Here is a 17,688-nt window from a genome sequence, read left to right as displayed (position 1 = left end):
ATTGACTATCTTTGCGCTAAACTTCGATATCGATGGAATCGCCCTTCTCTTGCAGCCAATTACGGCGATCTTCTGAACGTTTCTTCGCCAGAAGCATGTCCATGACAGAGAGGGTTTCTTGATAATTTTCATCGTCGATAGTCAATTGCACCAGACGGCGAGTGTTAGGATCTAACGTGGTTTCACGCAACTGCATTGGGTTCATTTCACCCAACCCTTTAAAGCGCTGAACGTTCGGCTTGCCCCGCTTGCGGCTCAAACGATCCAGAATGGCGCTTTTTTCCCCTTCATCCAACGCATAATGTACTTCTTTACCGAGGTCAATGCGATACAGCGGCGGCATTGCCATGTAGACATGCCCACGTTTCACCAATGTCGGAAAGTGGCGGACAAACAGGGCGCACAGCAATGTAGCAATGTGCAATCCATCAGAGTCTGCATCCGCCAGTATGCAAACTTTACCGTAGCGTAGTTGGCTTAGATCTTCGCTGTCTGGATCGATACCCATTGCAACCGAGATATCATGAACTTCCTGCGAAGCCAGCACTTCATCCGAAGAGACTTCCCATGTGTTCAGGATCTTTCCGCGCAGTGGCATGATCGCCTGAAATTCACGATCACGAGCTTGCTTCGCCGAGCCGCCCGCGGAATCCCCTTCCACCAAAAACAGTTCAGTAATATTGAGATCTTGCGCAGTACAGTCTGCCAATTTACCCGGCAAAGCAGGGCCATTAGTCAGCTTTTTGCGTACCACTTTCTTCGCCGCCCGCATTCTACGCTGCGCACTGGCAATCGCCATTTCAGCGAGTTGCTCTGCATCTTGAATATGCAGGTTCAACCACAAGCTGAATGCATCTTTTACCACACCGGAAACGAAAGCCGCAGACTGGCGGGAAGAGAGACGCTCTTTGGTTTGGCCAGCAAATTGCGGATCTTGCATTTTAAGGGATAGCACATAAGCACAACGATCCCAGATATCATCGGCAGAGAGTTTAACCCCACGTGGCAATATATTGCGGAACTCGCAGAATTCACGCATGGCATCCAACAAACCTTGACGCAAGCCGTTCACATGGGTGCCGCCTTGTACCGTTGGGATCAAGTTGACGTAACTTTCCGTCAATAAATCCCCGCCTTCCGGTAGCCAGAGCACTGCCCAGTCAACCGCTTCAGTATCTCCATTTAATGTGCCGACAAAAGGCGCTTGTGGCAATGTTGTCAGCCCGTTGACGGCTTCTAGCAGATAATCTGTCAACCCGTCGGCATAACACCATTTCTGTTCGGTCTCGTTCAGTTTGTCCTTAAAAACAATCTCAACCCCCGGACACAGTACCGCCTTGGCTTTTAGTAAATGAGTCAAACGGGTGGCAGAAAAACGGGGGATGTCGAAATAGCTTTCATCTGGCCAGAAATGGACACTCGTTCCGGTATTGCGTTTGCCACAGCTGCCGATGACTTCCAATTCTTGTACTTTCTCACCATTTTCAAAGGCGATTTGGTGTACCTGACTGTTACGACGAACTGTCACTTCCACGCGTCTGGACAGGGCGTTGACTACTGAGATCCCAACCCCATGCAAGCCACCAGAGAATTGGTAATTTTTATTGGAAAACTTTCCGCCCGCATGCAGGCGGGTCAAAATCAATTCAACAGCAGAAACTTTTTCTTCAGGATGGATATCAACCGGCATGCCACGGCCATCATCTATCACTTCCAGAGACTGATCGCTGTGAAGGATTACTTCAATATGCTTCGCGTGACCAGCCAGAGCTTCGTCCACACTGTTATCGATCACTTCCTGTGCCAAATGGTTCGGGCGGGCTGTATCAGTATACATTCCGGGACGACGGCGAACTGGCTCCAGGCCACTGAGGACTTCAATGGCCTCTGCGTTGTAACTAGATTGAGTCATGTTGTAATTCTGTCGGTTGCTTCGTTATTAGAGGGCCAATCAGTATTGATATACTGTTGATAATAACAGTCGTTTACCTATTTTTGGCAATTTTTTTACTATTGCCACTGGTTAGCCCTAAGAAGTCAATGATTTGAGGGAAATAATATTCGAAGCCAATAAAAGCATGATTCCCACCAGATTCAACCGTCTGCCGACACTGCATCAGGTAAGCAACGGCTTGACGGTAATCGAGCACCTCATCCCCTGTTTGTTGCAATAACCAAATAAGATCAGGTGATTCCAGCGGGTCAATGTGCATCACTTTGAGATCATGTATATGGCTTGGTTCGAGAGTATAGCGCTCTTCGGTATAGGGATTCACGTTTTCCCCAAGATAATTCTGAAACAAGTCGAAAGGACGTACCGCAGGATTGACAACCACAGCGGGCAAACCAAAGCACTGGGAAAGCCAGATAGCCAGATAACCGCCCAGGGAAGAACCCACCAGCCCGATATTTTCGCCGGCGTGCTCCATCACCAGTTCTTCCAGTAAGATGGCCACATCTTCAGGATAAGGGGGTAATTGCGGCACCAACATGTCAATTTCAGGGTGCTGTTGGTGTAACCACGTTTTCAACGCATTCGCTTTCGCTGATTGAGGGGAACTATTGAAACCATGTAAGTAGAGTAACGTCGACATTAATACCCGTCCGAATCTAAATCCGGGCAAAACTCGTTATTCTTAAGCCTGTGAACCTGTGTCTGCAATTTCGCTTCTTTATTATTGCCAGCCACAGACAGTTCGAGATAACGCCATCCCGGAGCCACTGTATCAAGCATAAAATTAGTACAATGTGGCTTAAATTGCACACAGGTTGATGGTGTTGCCATAACTCGAATGCCGTTCCATATTTCATCAACTTCTTGGTGGATGTGCCCACACAGCATGGCTTTCACCTGAGTTTTTCCTTTCAAACATTCTGATAATTCAGGAGCATTACGCAAACTGTGCTGATCCAGCCATGTGCATCCAGACGGAATCGGGTGATGGTGAAGCATAATAATTGCATGGCGATCACTGTGCTCATCCAGGCATTTTTTCATCCACTCAAGCTGATAATCCGTCAATTCACCATGAGGAACACCTTGCACTTGACTGTCCAGCATAATCAACTGCCAATGCTGTCCGATAACTATCTGCTTGGAAGGTGAAATACCTGCTGCTGCCAACGTGTCAACCATCGCAGGTTGATAATCATGATTACCGGGTAACCAAACACAAGGTGCAGATAAACGGGCAATGCCCTCAGCAAAATGCTGGTAAGCATTGATGGTCTGATCCTGTACCAGGTCACCTGTCGCCACGATCAAATCAACATCGAGATTTTGCTGCAAAATCCTATCTAATACAGCATGATAACTGCGATAGGTATTGACTCCCAGCAATGAGTCTCCCTTATTAGCAAAAAGGTGCGTGTCGGTAATTTGCAGTATTCTGGCTGTGGCGCCTTCTGCCACAGGTACTTCAAGCAGGCTTTCCAAAGGGTTTCCTTTTCCTGTCGATCATAAGGATTATTTTAACGTGTCTTGATGCAAAAGATCTGCTGGCTGGGGCACACTTCCCATTTTCCAACATAAATTAGGAATGATGATCCAACCACTTTTTCCTAAGTTTTTCATGGTGCAATGCCAGCCACTGTATTGCAATAACTGAAGCCGCATTATCAATAATGCCCTCTTCTACCCACTGATAGGCTTGATCGCGACTCACAACCAGAACGCGAATATCTTCATGTTCACCTTCCAGACCATGAATCCCTGACGCGGTGGCGGCATCAACTTCACCGACAAAGATATGCATGCGCTCTGTCGTACCACCTGGGCTGGAAAGATAACTTAATGCAGGCTGGCAGCGTTTAACCTCAATTCCTGCTTCTTCCACGGCTTCACGACGGACGACCTGTTCAGCGCCTTCTCCCTCTTCGATCATGCCGGCAATCACTTCCAACAGCCACGGCGTATGACTGGTTTCAATCGCCGGAATACGGATTTGTTCAATCAAAACAACTTCATCACGCACCGGATCATAAGGCAACAATACGCCAGCATGACCTCGTTCAAAAACTTCACGTTTAATGATTTCACTCCAACCATCGCGAAATAGGCGGTGCTTGAATTGATATTCAGTCATTTTAAAAAAACCGCGATAAAGCGTTTTTTGAGAAATAACTTCGACGTCTTGTTTAGTAAAAGTATATGGCGAGGCAAGATTTTTACTCATAAAACTTCCTGATTAGTTTTTAAAATTTCCTATTATTAAAAGGTATTTTTTCATATTGATCTAAATAAATTCGTTTTGATGATACAAACAAGCAGAAAAATGAGGCAATATGGCACAAACAGCCACCCTGCCCTGCTGGCATTCTCTGCTAGAATCTGTGGTATTAGTTTTTATACAGAGGCAAATAGCTGCACAACAAGGAACGCAAATGAAACAATTGCTCTCTCTTTTTATCGCTATGAATCTGGTAGGTTTTAGTACTTCAAGCCATGCTGCGGATTTACTCCAGATTTATCAGCAGGCAAAAGAAACAAACCCTGAATTGCTTAAGGCACAAGCTGACCGCAATTCAGTGGTTGAAAAGATTAATCAAGCTCGTAGCACTTTATTGCCTCAATTGGGGCTGAGTGCAGGGCTTACTTATGACAAAGGTTTTCGCGATTCAAGAAACGATGAAAATCACGGCACAAATGCTGCTCTAAAGTTGACTCAAACTATTTTTGATATGGGGAAATGGAACCAACTGAATCAATCTGAGAAAACGGCGGGCATCGCGGATATCAATTACCAAGCAGCCCAACAAAAATTAATTCTGGATACTGCACAAGCCTATTTTGACGTTCTGAATAAAATTGATGCCCTGACATACAGTGAAGCCCAAAAAGCCTCACTATACCGTCAATTAGATCAAACAACTCAGCGTTTTAATGTAGGACTGGTTGCCATTACCGACGTACAAAATGCCCGCGCCGAATATGATTCAATTCTGGCTAAAGAGGTTTCTGACCGTAACGATCTGGACAATACTTTGGAAAAACTGCGTCTGATTACGGGCACTTACTACCCACAACTGGCAGCATTAAATATTGATCAATTTAAGACTAAACAGCCGGAACCTGCTGATCAAGTGCTAAAAGAAGCTGAAACCCGCAACCTGAGCCTGTTGTCGGCGCGTTTAAAACAAGATTTAAGTCGTGAACAGATCAAGGAATCACAAACAGGCTATATGCCAACGATTGATTTGTCTCTAGCACAGACATCAGTAATACCCATAATCGCGGGCGCGAGCAATCCGAGGGATATATACAGAGGAGGTAATTCTGTTGGGTTATCCTTAACTCTACCACTATTCAATGGTGGAGCTACCTATTCTCAAGTAGAGCAAGCGAAATATAATTTCGTCAGCGCCAGTCAGGATTTGGAAAATACGTATCGTAAAGTGACACAAGAAGTACATTCCTCTACCAATAACATTGCGGCTGCCATCAGTAGTGTTGCAGCCAACAAACAGACGGTGCTCTCGACACAAAGTTCATTGGATTCAATGGAAGCTGGCTATCAGGTAGGAACCCGAACTATCGTTGACGTATTGCAAGCGACAACCAAGCTTTACCAAGCCAAACAGAATCTCTCTAAAGCACGTTACGACTACTTGCTTTCCCTGTTACAGAATAAACAGGCGCGCGGCGTTTTGAATGAAAATGATTTGCTAGAGTTGAATAAGATGCTAGGTACACAAATCTCAACCTCTGCCAGCAGTATCATTAAAGAGATGAAAACGCCATCAGTTCGCTGAATTAATGCACTATCGTTCTCAATTGAAAAACGTTATATTAAAAACGCTATACTAATAGAAAGCAGCCCGCGATTGCGTGGGTTGCTTTTTAGCACATCCCTGAGAGCCGCTCCCATTGAGCACAATAAAATGGGGTAAGGCTCTTAATCTTAATCAAAGACCTTCAAGATGGATGCCCCTATGACAATGAAACGGACAAAAGAGATAAACCGCGATTCTTTCCGTAAAACGTGGCGAAGCTATCGCCTGACACCTGTAGCGCTTGCTGTCAGTGCTGTTTTTATGCTTTCTGCCTGTGAACAAAACGATGAAACGGTATCACTCTATACGAATGCCGATGAGTGTTCCCAGGCAAATCCTTCTCAAAGCGAACAATGCAAGACTGCCTACAACAACGCCCTGAAAGAAGCGGAAAAAACCGCACCAAAATATGCGACTCGCGAAGAGTGTGTGGCTGAATTCGGTGAACAACAATGTACGCAACCCCCGGCTCAGGCAGGTGTCGGCCAGCAAGCTCAGGCACAAAGCAGTAGCAGCAGTTTCTGGATGCCTTTGATGGCAGGTTATATGATGGGGCGCTTAATGGGCGGCAGCTCTGCACCATCACAACCGCTGTTCACATCACAATCGGCTTCCAGCCCAGCGAATGGCAAATTTGTTGATGCAACAGGTAAAAGCTATGGCCCTGCCTCCGCAGGTGGTCGCAGCATGACCGTGCCAAAGACAGCGATGGCACCAAAACCGGCAACCACAACTACGATTACCCGTGGTGGTTTCGGTGAATCCGTGGCGAAACAATCTGCCATGCAGCGTTCGTCTGCCAGCTCTTTCCCGTTCTATGGGTGGTTAATCAAAGATGAAACGCATTAGTATTACCGAACGCCCGGATTGGCGCGAAAAAGCAGCCGAGTTTGGTTTTAATTTTCACACTATGTATGATCAGCCTTACTGGAGTGAAGACGCTTATTACCAGTTCACTCTGAACCAAATTGAAGAAATTGAAGATGTAACGGCAGAACTGCACCAAATGTGTTTGCAGGTCGTGGAAAAAGTGGTCGATAGTGAAGAGTGGCTGACCAAATTCCAGATCCCAAAACACTGTTGGGAATTTATCCGCTCTTCATGGGTAACCAGTCAGCCTTCGCTCTATTCCCGTCTGGATTTAGCCTATGATGGCAAAAATCCACCCAAATTGCTGGAAAACAACGCCGATACCCCGACCTCTCTGTATGAATCGGCCTTCTTTCAGTGGATCTGGCTGGAAGACCAGACTAATGCTGGCAATCTGCCGTCAAATGCCGATCAGTTCAACAGCCTGCAAGAAAAGCTGATTGAGCGTTTTGCACAGTTACGTGAAAAACATGGGTTTGGCCTGCTGCACATGGCCTGCTGTCAGGATACTGAAGAAGATCGTGGCACCATCCAATATTTGCAGGATTGTGCTGCGGAAGCCGATATTCCTACCGAGTTCCTGTTTATTGAGGATATCGGGTTAGGTGAGAAAGGGCAGTTTACTGACTTGCAGGATCAAGTGATCAGTAACTTGTTTAAGCTGTATCCGTGGGAATTTATGCTGCGTGAGATGTTTTCCACCAAGCTGGCTGATGCTGGTGTCCGTTGGCTGGAGCCAGCATGGAAAAGCATTATCTCCAACAAAGCACTGCTACCAATGCTGTGGAAAATGTTCCCAAATCATCCTAACCTACTGCCTGCCTATTTTGCGGATGAACGTCCTTCAGACATGAACAGCTATGTTATTAAGCCACTGTTCTCCCGCGAAGGAGCTAATATTCGCATCATTGAAAACGGCCGTGAAATCGCCAGTGCGGATGGTCCTTATGGAGAAGAAGGGATGATCATCCAACAGTTCCACGCATTACCGAAATTTGATGGTAACTATACGCTGATCGGTAGCTGGTTAGTGGATGATCAATCTGCGGGTGTCTGTATCCGTGAAGACCGCGAGTTGATTACTCAAGATTTATCACGCTTCTACCCGCATATTATTTTGGATTGATTCAATCAACCAATCTGAATCGATAACATACTTAAAGAGCCATCTTCAATCCCTTCAACTGGCGTTGAAATTGGCTCTTTTTTATCCCATGTCCCCATCACATACAGCAATGGCAGAAAGTGTTCTGGTGTTGGGTTAGACAATTGACCATCTTTCCTGTCCAAAGCATTAAACAGAGGATGAGGCTCTTCCAGACTGGTTAAACTTTCACGCACATACTGCTCAAAAGAGAGTGCCCAGGGAAAAGGTTCTGCTCCCAATTTTGCGGCCGGCAGGTTATGTACAATATTCCCACTGCCCATGATTAAGACACCTTCATCTCGCAGTAAAGCTAATTTTTTCCCTATTTCATAATGAAAAGAAGCAGGTTGATTGCGATCCATGCTCAGTTGGATAACTGAAATATCAGCATCAGGATACATTTTTGCTAATATTCCCCAAGATCCATGATCCAATCCCCATTCTTCAAAATCAGTCTCGACCTCAATCGGTTCAAGAATATCCTGTACCAATACAGCCAGTTCAGGAAAACCTTTAGCCGGATACTGTTTTTCATGTAATTCCCTGGGAAAGTTACCAAAATCGTGGATAGTTCTGGGCTGTGACATCGCTGTAACGGCTGTACCATTCGTGTACCAGTGCGCAGAAATCACCAGAATCGCCCTTGGTCTGGGTAATTTCTTCCCCAGTTCAAACCAAGCGCGTGAGTAACAGTTATCTTCAATGGCATTCATTGGGCTACCATGACCAATGAATAGAGCAGGCATTCTCAGGAGACTCATTTTCCGCCCCTTATACAACAAATTAAACATTCGAATAATGAATTCGGATTATGATAAAAAAATTATGACAGGATTAAGACATTCCTTCCTTGAATATCGTCAATCAAAAATGATGAAGTGTCTTAGAAATACTGAAAGGCTACAGGGTGTGGACTGTAGCCTTTCAAAGTACATGCGCGTGTCTCTTCCCAGTATTCCTTTTAAAACCCGTTAGCTGGCTGCCTTTGCCATTTTTAAGCGGTAATCCACCAAATCTTCAATCGTGACTACCGGCATATTATGCTGTTTTGCAAATTCAATCACTTCAGGGGCGCGAGCCATTGAACCATCGTCATTCGTCAATTCACATAACACGCCTGCTGGTTTGAACCCCGCCATTTTGACCAAATCAATGGTCGCTTCGGTATGACCACGGCGGGTTAAAACCCCTCCCGATTGCGCGCGCAAAGGAAAAACGTGTCCAGGTCGGCTCAGATCACTGGGTTGTGCGTCATCTGCAATAGCAGCCTGGATCGTAGTGATGCGATCTGCCGCAGACACACCGGTTGTCACGCCTTGTGCCGCTTCAATTGAGACGGTGAAAGCGGTTTGATATTGGCTGGAATTATTTTCCACCATCATGGGCAGTTTTAACTGCTGACGGCGTTCTTCGGTCAAGCACAGGCAAACAATTCCACTACCGTGGCGGATAGTTAATGCCATTTGCTCTACCGTCATTGTTTCAGCAGCGAAAATCATATCACCTTCATTTTCACGATTTTCGTCATCCAGTACCATCACGCCCTGACCCGCACGCAAAGCAGCAAGCGCACGTTCAACACGTTCAAATGGCGTTCCATATGAGGAAAGTAGCGTCTGATTCATGGTAAAGAAACCTCTTTAAATGTATGGATTACCAGAATCAGGGCAATTTTGAGGAGTTCGTGCTGCACAAAAATACGGCAACAAAAACAACAGACGAGCGCGAGACTCGATTGATGCTGTTATTCTCTCCCATCCGGACTATCACCGTCGGCTCCAGAATCACACTGGATCTGCTGACCTCTATTTTATCCCGAAAACAACAAAGGGATAATGACAAACAGAGCGCTCGCGGGCTGCATAAAATGATCATTCGATATTTCATGTTACCGCCGGTAGGGACTTTCACCCTGCCCTGAGATAAACAATTTCACTATAGCGCTAATAATCGGCAGGAGCAATCAGCAAAATCAAATATGAAACCTGACTCTCAATCATTTATGCTTTCGCCATAGGGTATTAAAATATTGCTAATATCGTTACGCTATGAAACACCATTACATCATACAAAGGATGATCATCATGCTCGATCCAAAGAAAATTGAACAAATTGCTCGCCAGCTCCACAATGCCATGCCGAAAGGTGTCAAAGAATTTGGCGATGATGTGGAAAAAAAATTGCGTGCTGTTCTGCAATCCCAGTTGAGCAAGTTAGATCTTGTTAACCGCGAAGAATTTGATGTTCAGACACAAGTCTTGTTGCGCACCCGTGAAAAACTGGCCACAATGGAACAACGCTTGAATGAATTGGAAACTCGCCTCGAAGAAGCAGGCAAGAAAACTCAGCAAGCTGAATAATGCGGCAAGAGAGAATGCCATGAAGACAATTGCGTGAGGTAATATGCCGCTATGCGCCAAAAAGCATAACGGCACATAATGCCAAACTTACTGGCTCTTAATGGTTTTGATGATATTGGTTGTGGAAATACCATCTTCGAAGTTTAATACCTTAACTTCGCCACCTGCCGCCCAAACTTCTTCACTACCGGCAATCTCTTTAGGCTTATAATCACCACCCTTGACCAAAATATCTGGCAGGATACCCGCGATTAAGCGCTGCGGTGTATCTTCCTCAAATGCCACAACCCAGTCCACAGATTCCAGCGCTGATAACACTATCATACGTTGTTCCAGCGGATTCACCGGGCGGGTTTCCCCTTTCAGGCGCTTAGTGGATGCATCACTATTGACGGCAACGATCAAACGATCCCCCAATTTACGCGCATTAGACAGATATGAAACGTGTCCTGCATGAAGGATATCAAAACAGCCATTCGTCATGACAATCCGTTCACCACGCTGACGCGCCTGCGTAATAGCTTCCTTCAGTTTGGCTTCACTCATCACGCCAAATCCGGTTTCTGCGCGTCCACGCACCGCATTTTCCAGCTCAACCGGTGACACAGTGGACGTTCCCAATTTGCCAACCACCACACCTGCTGCCGCGTTGGCAAGGTAACAGGCTTCGTTTAACGGCTTGCCCGCAGCTAATGCCGTCGCCAATACACCTATCACCGTATCTCCTGCGCCAGTGACATCAAAGACTTCCTGTGCCTGAGTCGGCAAATGCAGGGGCGCCTGCCCAACCTGCAATAAACTCATACCTCGCTCAGAACGTGTGATCAGCAGTGCTTTCAGCGCCAAATCCTGCACCAGTTTCGTGCCTTTCTGCACTAACTCATCTTCATCCTTGCAGCTCCCTACAACAGCTTCGAACTCTGACATATTTGGCGTCAGCAATGTTGCACCACGATAGCGGCTGAAATCACTGCCTTTTGGATCAATAAGCACAGGAACATTAGCTTCATTGGCGAGCTTAATCATCGCCTGAATCTGGTTTAGCGCTCCTTTAGCGTAATCCGACAGTACCAACGCGCCAATATGCGGTAAGGATTGCTGAATTTTTTCCAGCATCGGCTGGGCATCTATATTCTGGAAACCCTCTTCAAAATCCAGACGCAGCAATTGCTGATTACGCGATAAGACACGCAGTTTCGTGATAGTTGGATGCGTTGGGACAGAAACAAAATCACAACGGACTTTCACACTACTGAGTTTCTCACTCAATGCTCGTGCCGCATCATCAATGCCCGTCAAGCCGACCAGACGTGAATTCGCCCCCAAGGAAGCAATATTCATGGCGACATTAGCCGCACCACCAGGACGCTCTTCTATGGTTTCAACCTTAACCACCGGGACGGGCGCTTCCGGTGAAATGCGGCTAGTTGGACCATACCAATAGCGATCTAACATAACATCGCCAACAACCAAAACACCTGCGCGGTGAAAATCCGGGAGTGTTACTTTCATCCCATGCTCCAAATATCAAAATAAACTGTTGCGGATATTACCATAACCAGACTTAGTGCCAGCAAACTCAGGAAAAGCGACTGCGTCAGCAGCGATATTCTAACCATTTTTGCCAGCTATCACGTATCAATGCTCGCTGCTGGCTGAAATGTCCAACGGAAACCCGGCTGGATAACGCTTGTAACGCTAAATGATGCAATTCATCACGCATGGTAATGTAAGCCTGTGTCAGCGCCATCGCCTCCTGCTCATCCATAATATTATGCTGCGCCATTAATTCGAAAATTCGTACATTATCAGACCAACGGGTCAGCCTGGCTTTTTCTGGTGCATAACGCAGCACCTGATACTGAGCAATAAATTCAATATCCGTGATCCCTCCTGGGTCAGCTTTGATATCAAATTGATCGTGTTGATGGCTGCCCAAGTGCCGATGCATTTTTTCTCGCATCTCACGCACCTGTTGGCGCAAAAGATCGGGATCACGGGGAAGGCATAAAGTTTCACGGCGAATGCGTTCAAAATCATGGCGCATTTTCTCATCACCGAAAACCATGCGTGCACGAACCAGTGCTTGGTGTTCCCAGGTCCACGCCTCATTTTTTTGGTAATCATCAAAGGCTTCAAGGGTACTGACCAACATCCCTGACTCACCGGATGGCCGCAAACGAGCATCAACATCATACAATACCCCCGACGCCGTTCGGGTGCTGAACAAATGCAGGATACGTTGGGCAAGACGCAAATAAAATTGACGGGCCTCAATGGAGCGGGCGCCGTCTGTCATTACTCCCATCGGGCAATCCAGCAAAAATACCAGATCCAAATCAGAGCCATAACCGAGTTCCCAACCCCCCAATTTGCCATAACCAATAATGGCAAAGCCCAATCCCTGCTGTTGGGATAAATGAGCAGGTGCACCATAGCGCTTTACCATTTGGTTCCACGCCAGCCGTACAACAGCCTCAATAATGGCTTCCGCCAGATAAGTCAGGTGATCACTCACCTTCATCACAGGCAAAACGCCCGCAATATCTTCTGCCGCGATCCGCAATAACTGCGCCTGCTTAAATTGGCGCAAAGCCTCCAACAATTGCTCTTCATCATCTTCTGGAATGCGTAGCAGATATTGATAAAGTTCATCGCGATACGCGTCTATCGGTAACGGTTGATACAGCGATTTAGGATCAAGTAGCTCATCCAGCAACACGGGGTGACGAGCAAGCTGGCGGGCGATCATCGGAGAAGCAGCACAGAGCCGGATAACATGAATCATGACCTGTTCTGATTCCAGTATCAGCTCCAGATAAGTCGTGCGACTGACGACACTGAGCAACAAAGAAGTAATCCGCGCCAAAACGATCTCGGTATCTTCCCTGGCTGCAATTTTTGCCAACAAACGTGGTATCAACTGGTCAAGCACATCCCTTCCCCGTGGGCCGATGGTGCGCTTACTGACGTCCTGACGGAAAAGCACCATGACATCAAGCATTTTCCGGGCTTTTTCTTTATCAAGATGAGGAATCAATGCGATAAGTTCATCTGTGTGCAAAGCTTCCTGCCATAAGCTTTTGAAGGGGATATGGCCGGATTCTTCACTAGGCTCTTCTATTTCGTCACCAATCAACTGTTGGAAAATACTTCGCACCGCACTCATTTTGCGCTCGGTTTCTGCCATCAATTCAGCCCAATGAGCAAAATTCATGCCCCAAGAGAGACGGGCACGATCCAACGCATTATCCGGTAAAGTTTGCGTTTGTTGGTCATGAATAGATTGCAGCAGGTTTTCAAGCCGACGTAAAAACAGGTAACTTTCTTTAAGCTGCTTTAACTGTTCCGGTGGCAATAAAGCCAAATCGTCGATAGCCTTCAATGTTGGCAACAATGAACGAGATTGCAGGCTTGGCTCCCTGCCTCCACGGATAAGCTGAAAAACCTGGGTGATAAACTCAATTTCACGAATTCCGCCTGCGCCTAATTTAATATTGTCTTTTAATCCCCGACGACGGACCTCCCGTTCAATCATGCCTTTCATATTGCGCAAGGATTGAATTGCACTAAAATCGATATAACGGCGGAAGACAAACGGTCGCAACATCTGGCGCAGTTCCTGACAATAAACCTGATCATCATTGCCCAAAATGCGTGCTTTCACCAAAGCATAACGCTCCCAGTCACGCCCTTGTTCCTGATAATAATCTTCCAATGCCGGAAAACTGAACACCAAAGGGCCACTGTCACCAAATGGACGTAATCTCATATCGACACGATAAACAAATCCGTCTGCGGTTTGTTGATCCAGTGCCTTAATTAATTTTTGTCCTAATCGGGTAAAGAACTGGGAATTATCCATTTCCCGACGCCCACCTTGCGTAACTCCGTTTTCTGGATACACAAAAATGAGGTCAATATCAGAGGAAAAATTAAGTTCCCCGCCGCCCAATTTTCCCATTCCCAAAATCAGTAGCGGCTGTGCTACTCCATCACTATTGGCAGGCGTTCCCCAATCCTGACAACAACGCAGATAAAGCCAATCACGGGCGGCTATAATCAAGGTTTCGGCCAACATGCTTAATTGCTGCAATGTCTGTTCTGTCGTACTGCTTTGCAATGCCTGCGACCAGGCAATCCTGACCAATATCCGATGGCGGAAAAGACGTAAACACCGCATCAAACCATTTTCATCATTTACCGCCAGCAGCGCTTGTCCCAGCCAATGGGAATAATGTTGCCACTCTTCCGGTTGGGGAGAATTTTGGCGAATATCCACTAGCCATGCAGGATGTGATAACACGTTTTCTGCTACAAATTCACTCAATGACAGCACAGCCTGTTCATCAGGTGTAAAAGGCGTTATTGTTTCCCCTAATGACGGAAGATCCGCAACAATATGCTGTAATTGTTCGGTTAAAAGTGATGAAAGTGGCCGCATAACTGGTTTTTCCTTATGACCGTTTTTTAATAAAAAAAGGGAATTATTGGGATTGAGCCAGCAACCACTGCATTAATGCCAGCTTACATTGCAACCAAGAAGCGCTATAACACAACGTTTCTGCCTGTGAATAGTTCATAGATAAAACAACTTTTAATTCCGGCAATAAATCGGCTAATACACCCAAGAGCGGCAAACCGACTGTCTGTCTTTCGGTCAGTTTTATCAACCATTGCAGAACCTGCGCCAATCCCGTTTTACCTTCTGACAACCCCGCCAGCCATCCTTCTTCTTGCTCCTGCCATTGCGCCAAAATTTCAGGCAGAAGCACAGACAATGGCTGCTGCCATTCCAACTCGTTCGGTACTTTTGGCAATATCTTATGGGGCAAACCATGAACAAGCGCATAACCCCGTGCCGCCTTGCTTTTATTGGCTAAACGCAGGCCATTCTGTGATGCCAGTCTGTTTGCCAATGACAGAATATCGATGATATTTCCATTTTTTAGTTCCAGTTCAAACTCACAAATGGGCGAAGTTTGATCTCCTGAATCTTTATTGCCAGAAAAAATGGTCCCCTGATCCAGCACGACTTCAATTTCACTTTCTCCATAGGTCACAAGCCATTTTTCACGGTTAAAGTCGGTGCTGAATAATTCCGTCAATTGTGCCTGTAGATAAGCGAGATCGGTATTTTCAGGCCAGATATGGTCGGGAAACCGTGTCAGATCTAATTTAGGTTGGTACAAAGGGATATTGAATTCAGGGCGTTGGTGTAACCCACCTATCACTTTACCGGCGGTTTTGATGGTCATCTCATAGTGCCCATCAAAACCACGGATACGCAACCCCATATCCCAACGCCGCAATTGATTATCAGGCGTCTCAAAATAAATATTAGTCAGGTGTTGTGGTGAAGTGTAATCATGAGGAAACTGAAATAACTGCTGGCAAACGGCCGATATCGCATCAGGCTTCACGGACAGTTTCAATTCTATTTCTACAGAACTCATATTTTTTATTCCTCAATGGATATTACAGAATTTTTTCTTAATCCTGTTCACACTTTCTTTCACAGAAGAAAAACTTTTCACAGAAGAGAAAAATAAACCACAATAGGGTATTATCTCAACAAACATCACTTTTATTTCACCAAAAAAACCTCAAAAGGCGTGTATTCGGCCAGTTGATATCACATTCATTCTGGTTTACTGATTGCACCCACAAACTTAACTCTTTACTATCCCTTGAGTAGTTTAAATTACGATTTGATCCATACACAGAGAACAGCTGAGCACAGAATGCAAAAACTACATCAATTATTTATTTTGTTACTGAGTTTCACTCTTCCATTATCCGTACACGCTGAAGAAAAACGCTATGTTTCCGATGAGTTATCAGCTTACATTCGTAGCGGCCCGAGCATTAAAAACCGTATCATTGGCTCATTGAATGCCGGCGAAGAAGTCATATTAATCAGCCCTAAATCAGATAATGGTTTCTTGCAAATTCAAGACAGCAAAGGGCGTACAAGCTGGATACTCGCCAATGAACTCAGCGCCATTCCAAGCTTGCATGAACGCCTTCCTGCAATGGAACAAGAGATCAAAACACTCACTGAAAATCTGGCCACCATTGACGATAAGTGGAATAAGCGTACCGCTGAGTTGCAGAACAAAGTGGCAAACAGCGATAAGATCATCAGTGATCTGAAAAAAGAGAATGCCCAACTCCAGAGCAAATTAACTGTGGCTGAGAAAAAGGTAGAAGTTGCCAATTTGCAGTTGGATGATAAACAAAGAGAGATCATCTTGCAGTGGTTTACCTATGGCGGTGGAGTTGCAGGCATTGGCCTGATTTTGGGGCTTATATTGCCGCACATTATCCCTCGCCGAAAAAAGAAAGATCGTTGGATGAGCTGATTTAAGGAAAATAAGCGTGAAAGTCTATTTGGTTGGCGGCGCAGTTCGCGATCAATTATTGGGTTTGCCCGTCACCGAACGGGACTGGGTTGTCGTTGGCAGCACCCCAAAGGAACTACTGTCTCAGGGGTATCAACAAGTTGGCAAGGATTTTCCTGTCTTCTTGCATCCCAAAACTCATGAAGAGTATGCGCTGGCACGTACGGAAAGGAAATCAGGTCAGGGATATACCGGTTTTAGCTGTTATGCCGCTCCCGATGTGACGCTGGAAGAAGATCTGCGGCGCCGTGATTTAACGATTAACGCTATTGCACAAACTCGTGAAGGTGCATTAATCGATCCCTATCAGGGTGCCAATGATCTCAAAAATCGTATCTTGCGCCATGTCTCTCTTGCGTTCGCAGAGGATCCATTACGTGTGCTGCGTTTGGCTCGTTTTGCTGCCCGTTTTGCCCATCTAGGCTTTTCAATCGCACCAGAGACCCAAACGCTCATTACAGAAATGGTCGCAAGTGGTGAATTATCCTCATTGACCCCTGAACGCGTTTGGCGGGAAACTGAAAAAGCGCTCACTTCACAATCACCACAAGTTTATTTTCAGATTCTGCGTGATTGCGGAGCATTGGCTGTACTCTTTCCTGAAATAGATAATCTGTTTGGCGTTCCTCTGCTTGAATATGATACCGGACTTCATTCATTGCGAGTTTTGCAAATATCCACCCAATTGAGCGAAGAGACAGACATTCGTTTCGCCTCACTATGTAGCCATATCGAAAGAATGCCACTGAAACAAATGTGTGAACGACTGTGCATTCCCAACTCGGCACGCGACCTAGCCACGATTGTGACGCTATATCACAATTGGGTACATACCGTAGAACAATTACCGCCAGAAACCTTACTGAGCTTGTTTAATGCCGTGGATGCCTGGCGCAAGCCGCAACGCATTGAACAACTAATTACCTGTAGTGAAGCAGACAGTCGTGGATACCCAGGAGCAGAAACTGCATCTTATCCACAAGCTGATTATTTACGTAAAATGTTTGCCATTGCCAGCCAAGTCAGCGTCCAGGAAGTGATTGCCCGTGGATTTCAGGGGGCCGGGATCCGCACAGAATTGGAACGTCAACGGCACATTGCCATCGCAGACTGGAAACAACAATCGATTGATTAA

At 46.0% G+C, this 17,688-nt stretch carries 14 protein-coding genes, 1 pseudogene and 1 riboswitch; of the genes and pseudogenes, 6 read left to right on the top strand and 9 right to left on the bottom strand.

The window, feature by feature from the left end; all coding sequences use genetic code 11:
* Window positions 1–16: 16 nt before the first annotated feature.
* The 4 genes from parE to nudF form a co-directional block, all read right to left on the bottom strand.
* The gene (gene parE, locus ACSJJG_RS17840) at window positions 17–1,912 is read right to left on the bottom strand and encodes a DNA topoisomerase IV subunit B (RefSeq protein ID WP_481090072.1); all 1,896 of its coding nucleotides are present in this window, start codon (window positions 1,910–1,912) and stop codon (window positions 17–19) included.
* A gap of 73 nt (window positions 1,913–1,985) precedes the next feature.
* Window positions 1,986–2,594, bottom strand: coding sequence for an esterase YqiA (gene yqiA, locus ACSJJG_RS17835; protein WP_481090071.1), 609 nt, complete (start codon window positions 2,592–2,594; stop codon window positions 1,986–1,988).
* On the bottom strand, window positions 2,594–3,436 hold the full coding sequence (gene cpdA / locus ACSJJG_RS17830; RefSeq protein ID WP_481090070.1) for a 3',5'-cyclic-AMP phosphodiesterase: 843 nt from the start codon (window positions 3,434–3,436) through the stop codon (window positions 2,594–2,596). The genes yqiA and cpdA overlap by 1 nt, the downstream gene beginning before the upstream one ends.
* Window positions 3,437–3,533: 97 nt before the next feature.
* The gene (nudF, locus tag ACSJJG_RS17825) at window positions 3,534–4,175 is read right to left on the bottom strand and encodes an ADP-ribose diphosphatase (RefSeq protein ID WP_481090069.1); all 642 of its coding nucleotides are present in this window, start codon (window positions 4,173–4,175) and stop codon (window positions 3,534–3,536) included.
* 208 nt (window positions 4,176–4,383) lie between these two features.
* Here nudF and tolC point away from each other — a divergent pair, with 208 nt between their 5' ends.
* The 3 genes and pseudogenes from tolC (at window position 4,384) to ACSJJG_RS17810 (ending at window position 7,768) form a co-directional block, all read left to right on the top strand.
* Window positions 4,384–5,751 carry an outer membrane channel protein TolC gene (gene tolC, locus ACSJJG_RS17820; RefSeq protein WP_481090474.1) on the top strand — a complete coding sequence of 456 codons (1,368 nt, stop codon included), beginning with the start codon at window positions 4,384–4,386 and terminating at the stop codon, window positions 5,749–5,751.
* A 186-nt stretch (window positions 5,752–5,937) separates the two neighbouring features.
* Window positions 5,938–6,601, top strand: a pseudogene (locus ACSJJG_RS17815) (DUF1190 family protein).
* A gap of 6 nt (window positions 6,602–6,607) precedes the next feature.
* Window positions 6,608–7,768, top strand: a complete 1,161-nt coding sequence (locus tag ACSJJG_RS17810) for a glutathionylspermidine synthase family protein (protein WP_481090068.1) — start codon at window positions 6,608–6,610, stop codon at window positions 7,766–7,768.
* 5 nt (window positions 7,769–7,773) lie between these two features.
* On the opposite strand, the gene ygiD is transcribed toward ACSJJG_RS17810, so the two are convergent.
* A complete protein-coding gene (gene ygiD / locus ACSJJG_RS17805) occupies window positions 7,774–8,550 on the bottom strand; it encodes a 4,5-DOPA-extradiol-dioxygenase (protein WP_481090067.1) in 777 nt (258 codons plus the stop codon).
* Between the two features lie 210 nt (window positions 8,551–8,760).
* Window positions 8,761–9,414 carry a 3,4-dihydroxy-2-butanone-4-phosphate synthase gene (ribB, locus tag ACSJJG_RS17800; protein ID WP_481090066.1) on the bottom strand — a complete coding sequence of 218 codons (654 nt, stop codon included), beginning with the start codon at window positions 9,412–9,414 and terminating at the stop codon, window positions 8,761–8,763.
* A 117-nt stretch (window positions 9,415–9,531) separates the two neighbouring features.
* Window positions 9,532–9,718: riboswitch (FMN riboswitch) on the bottom strand.
* Window positions 9,719–9,873: 155 nt separating this feature from the next.
* Between ribB and ubiK the strand changes: the two genes are divergently transcribed.
* Window positions 9,874–10,149, top strand: coding sequence for a ubiquinone biosynthesis accessory factor UbiK (gene ubiK, locus ACSJJG_RS17795; protein WP_481090065.1), 276 nt, complete (start codon window positions 9,874–9,876; stop codon window positions 10,147–10,149).
* Window positions 10,150–10,236: 87 nt separating this feature from the next.
* Here ubiK and hldE read toward each other — a convergent pair whose 3' ends face one another.
* The 3 genes from hldE to ACSJJG_RS17780 form a co-directional block, all read right to left on the bottom strand.
* Window positions 10,237–11,661, bottom strand: a complete 1,425-nt coding sequence (gene hldE / locus ACSJJG_RS17790; RefSeq protein ID WP_481090064.1) for a bifunctional D-glycero-beta-D-manno-heptose-7-phosphate kinase/D-glycero-beta-D-manno-heptose 1-phosphate adenylyltransferase HldE — start codon at window positions 11,659–11,661, stop codon at window positions 10,237–10,239.
* Between the two features lie 85 nt (window positions 11,662–11,746).
* The gene (gene glnE / locus ACSJJG_RS17785) at window positions 11,747–14,593 is read right to left on the bottom strand and encodes a bifunctional [glutamate--ammonia ligase]-adenylyl-L-tyrosine phosphorylase/[glutamate--ammonia-ligase] adenylyltransferase (RefSeq protein ID WP_481090063.1); all 2,847 of its coding nucleotides are present in this window, start codon (window positions 14,591–14,593) and stop codon (window positions 11,747–11,749) included.
* 43 nt (window positions 14,594–14,636) lie between these two features.
* Complete coding sequence (locus tag ACSJJG_RS17780; RefSeq protein WP_481090062.1) at window positions 14,637–15,605, bottom strand: CYTH domain-containing protein; 969 nt, start codon at window positions 15,603–15,605, stop codon at window positions 14,637–14,639.
* Window positions 15,606–15,893: 288 nt separating this feature from the next.
* Here ACSJJG_RS17780 and ACSJJG_RS17775 point away from each other — a divergent pair, with 288 nt between their 5' ends.
* Together ACSJJG_RS17775 and ACSJJG_RS17770 are read left to right on the top strand one after the other, a co-directional pair.
* Window positions 15,894–16,514, top strand: coding sequence for a TIGR04211 family SH3 domain-containing protein (locus ACSJJG_RS17775; protein ID WP_481090061.1), 621 nt, complete (start codon window positions 15,894–15,896; stop codon window positions 16,512–16,514).
* Window positions 16,515–16,530: 16 nt separating this feature from the next.
* Entirely contained in the window at window positions 16,531–17,688 is a 1,158-nt protein-coding gene (locus ACSJJG_RS17770; RefSeq protein WP_481090060.1) for a multifunctional CCA addition/repair protein, read from the top strand.

Source organism: Xenorhabdus sp. SGI 60 (assembly GCF_056632175.1).
This window is presented reverse-complemented; position numbering and strand designations above follow the sequence as displayed.

Excerpts from the sequence above, each read along its gene's own strand:
- ribB (WP_481090066.1), bottom strand. The coding sequence starts at position 9,414 with ATGAATCAGACGCTACTTTCCTCATATGGAACGCCATTTGAACGTGTT.
- ACSJJG_RS17775 (WP_481090061.1), top strand. The coding sequence starts at position 15,894 with ATGCAAAAACTACATCAATTATTTATTTTGTTACTGAGTTTCACTCTT.
- glnE (WP_481090063.1), bottom strand. The coding sequence starts at position 14,593 with ATGCGGCCACTTTCATCACTTTTAACCGAACAATTACAGCATATTGTT.
- hldE (WP_481090064.1), bottom strand. The coding sequence starts at position 11,661 with ATGAAAGTAACACTCCCGGATTTTCACCGCGCAGGTGTTTTGGTTGTT.
- ubiK (WP_481090065.1), top strand. The coding sequence starts at position 9,874 with ATGCTCGATCCAAAGAAAATTGAACAAATTGCTCGCCAGCTCCACAAT.
- ygiD (WP_481090067.1), bottom strand. The coding sequence starts at position 8,550 with ATGAGTCTCCTGAGAATGCCTGCTCTATTCATTGGTCATGGTAGCCCA.
- tolC (WP_481090474.1), top strand. The coding sequence starts at position 4,384 with ATGAAACAATTGCTCTCTCTTTTTATCGCTATGAATCTGGTAGGTTTT.
- ACSJJG_RS17780 (WP_481090062.1), bottom strand. The coding sequence starts at position 15,605 with ATGAGTTCTGTAGAAATAGAATTGAAACTGTCCGTGAAGCCTGATGCG.
- ACSJJG_RS17810 (WP_481090068.1), top strand. The coding sequence starts at position 6,608 with ATGAAACGCATTAGTATTACCGAACGCCCGGATTGGCGCGAAAAAGCA.
- parE (WP_481090072.1), bottom strand. The coding sequence starts at position 1,912 with ATGACTCAATCTAGTTACAACGCAGAGGCCATTGAAGTCCTCAGTGGC.
- nudF (WP_481090069.1), bottom strand. The coding sequence starts at position 4,175 with ATGAGTAAAAATCTTGCCTCGCCATATACTTTTACTAAACAAGACGTC.
- yqiA (WP_481090071.1), bottom strand. The coding sequence starts at position 2,594 with ATGTCGACGTTACTCTACTTACATGGTTTCAATAGTTCCCCTCAATCA.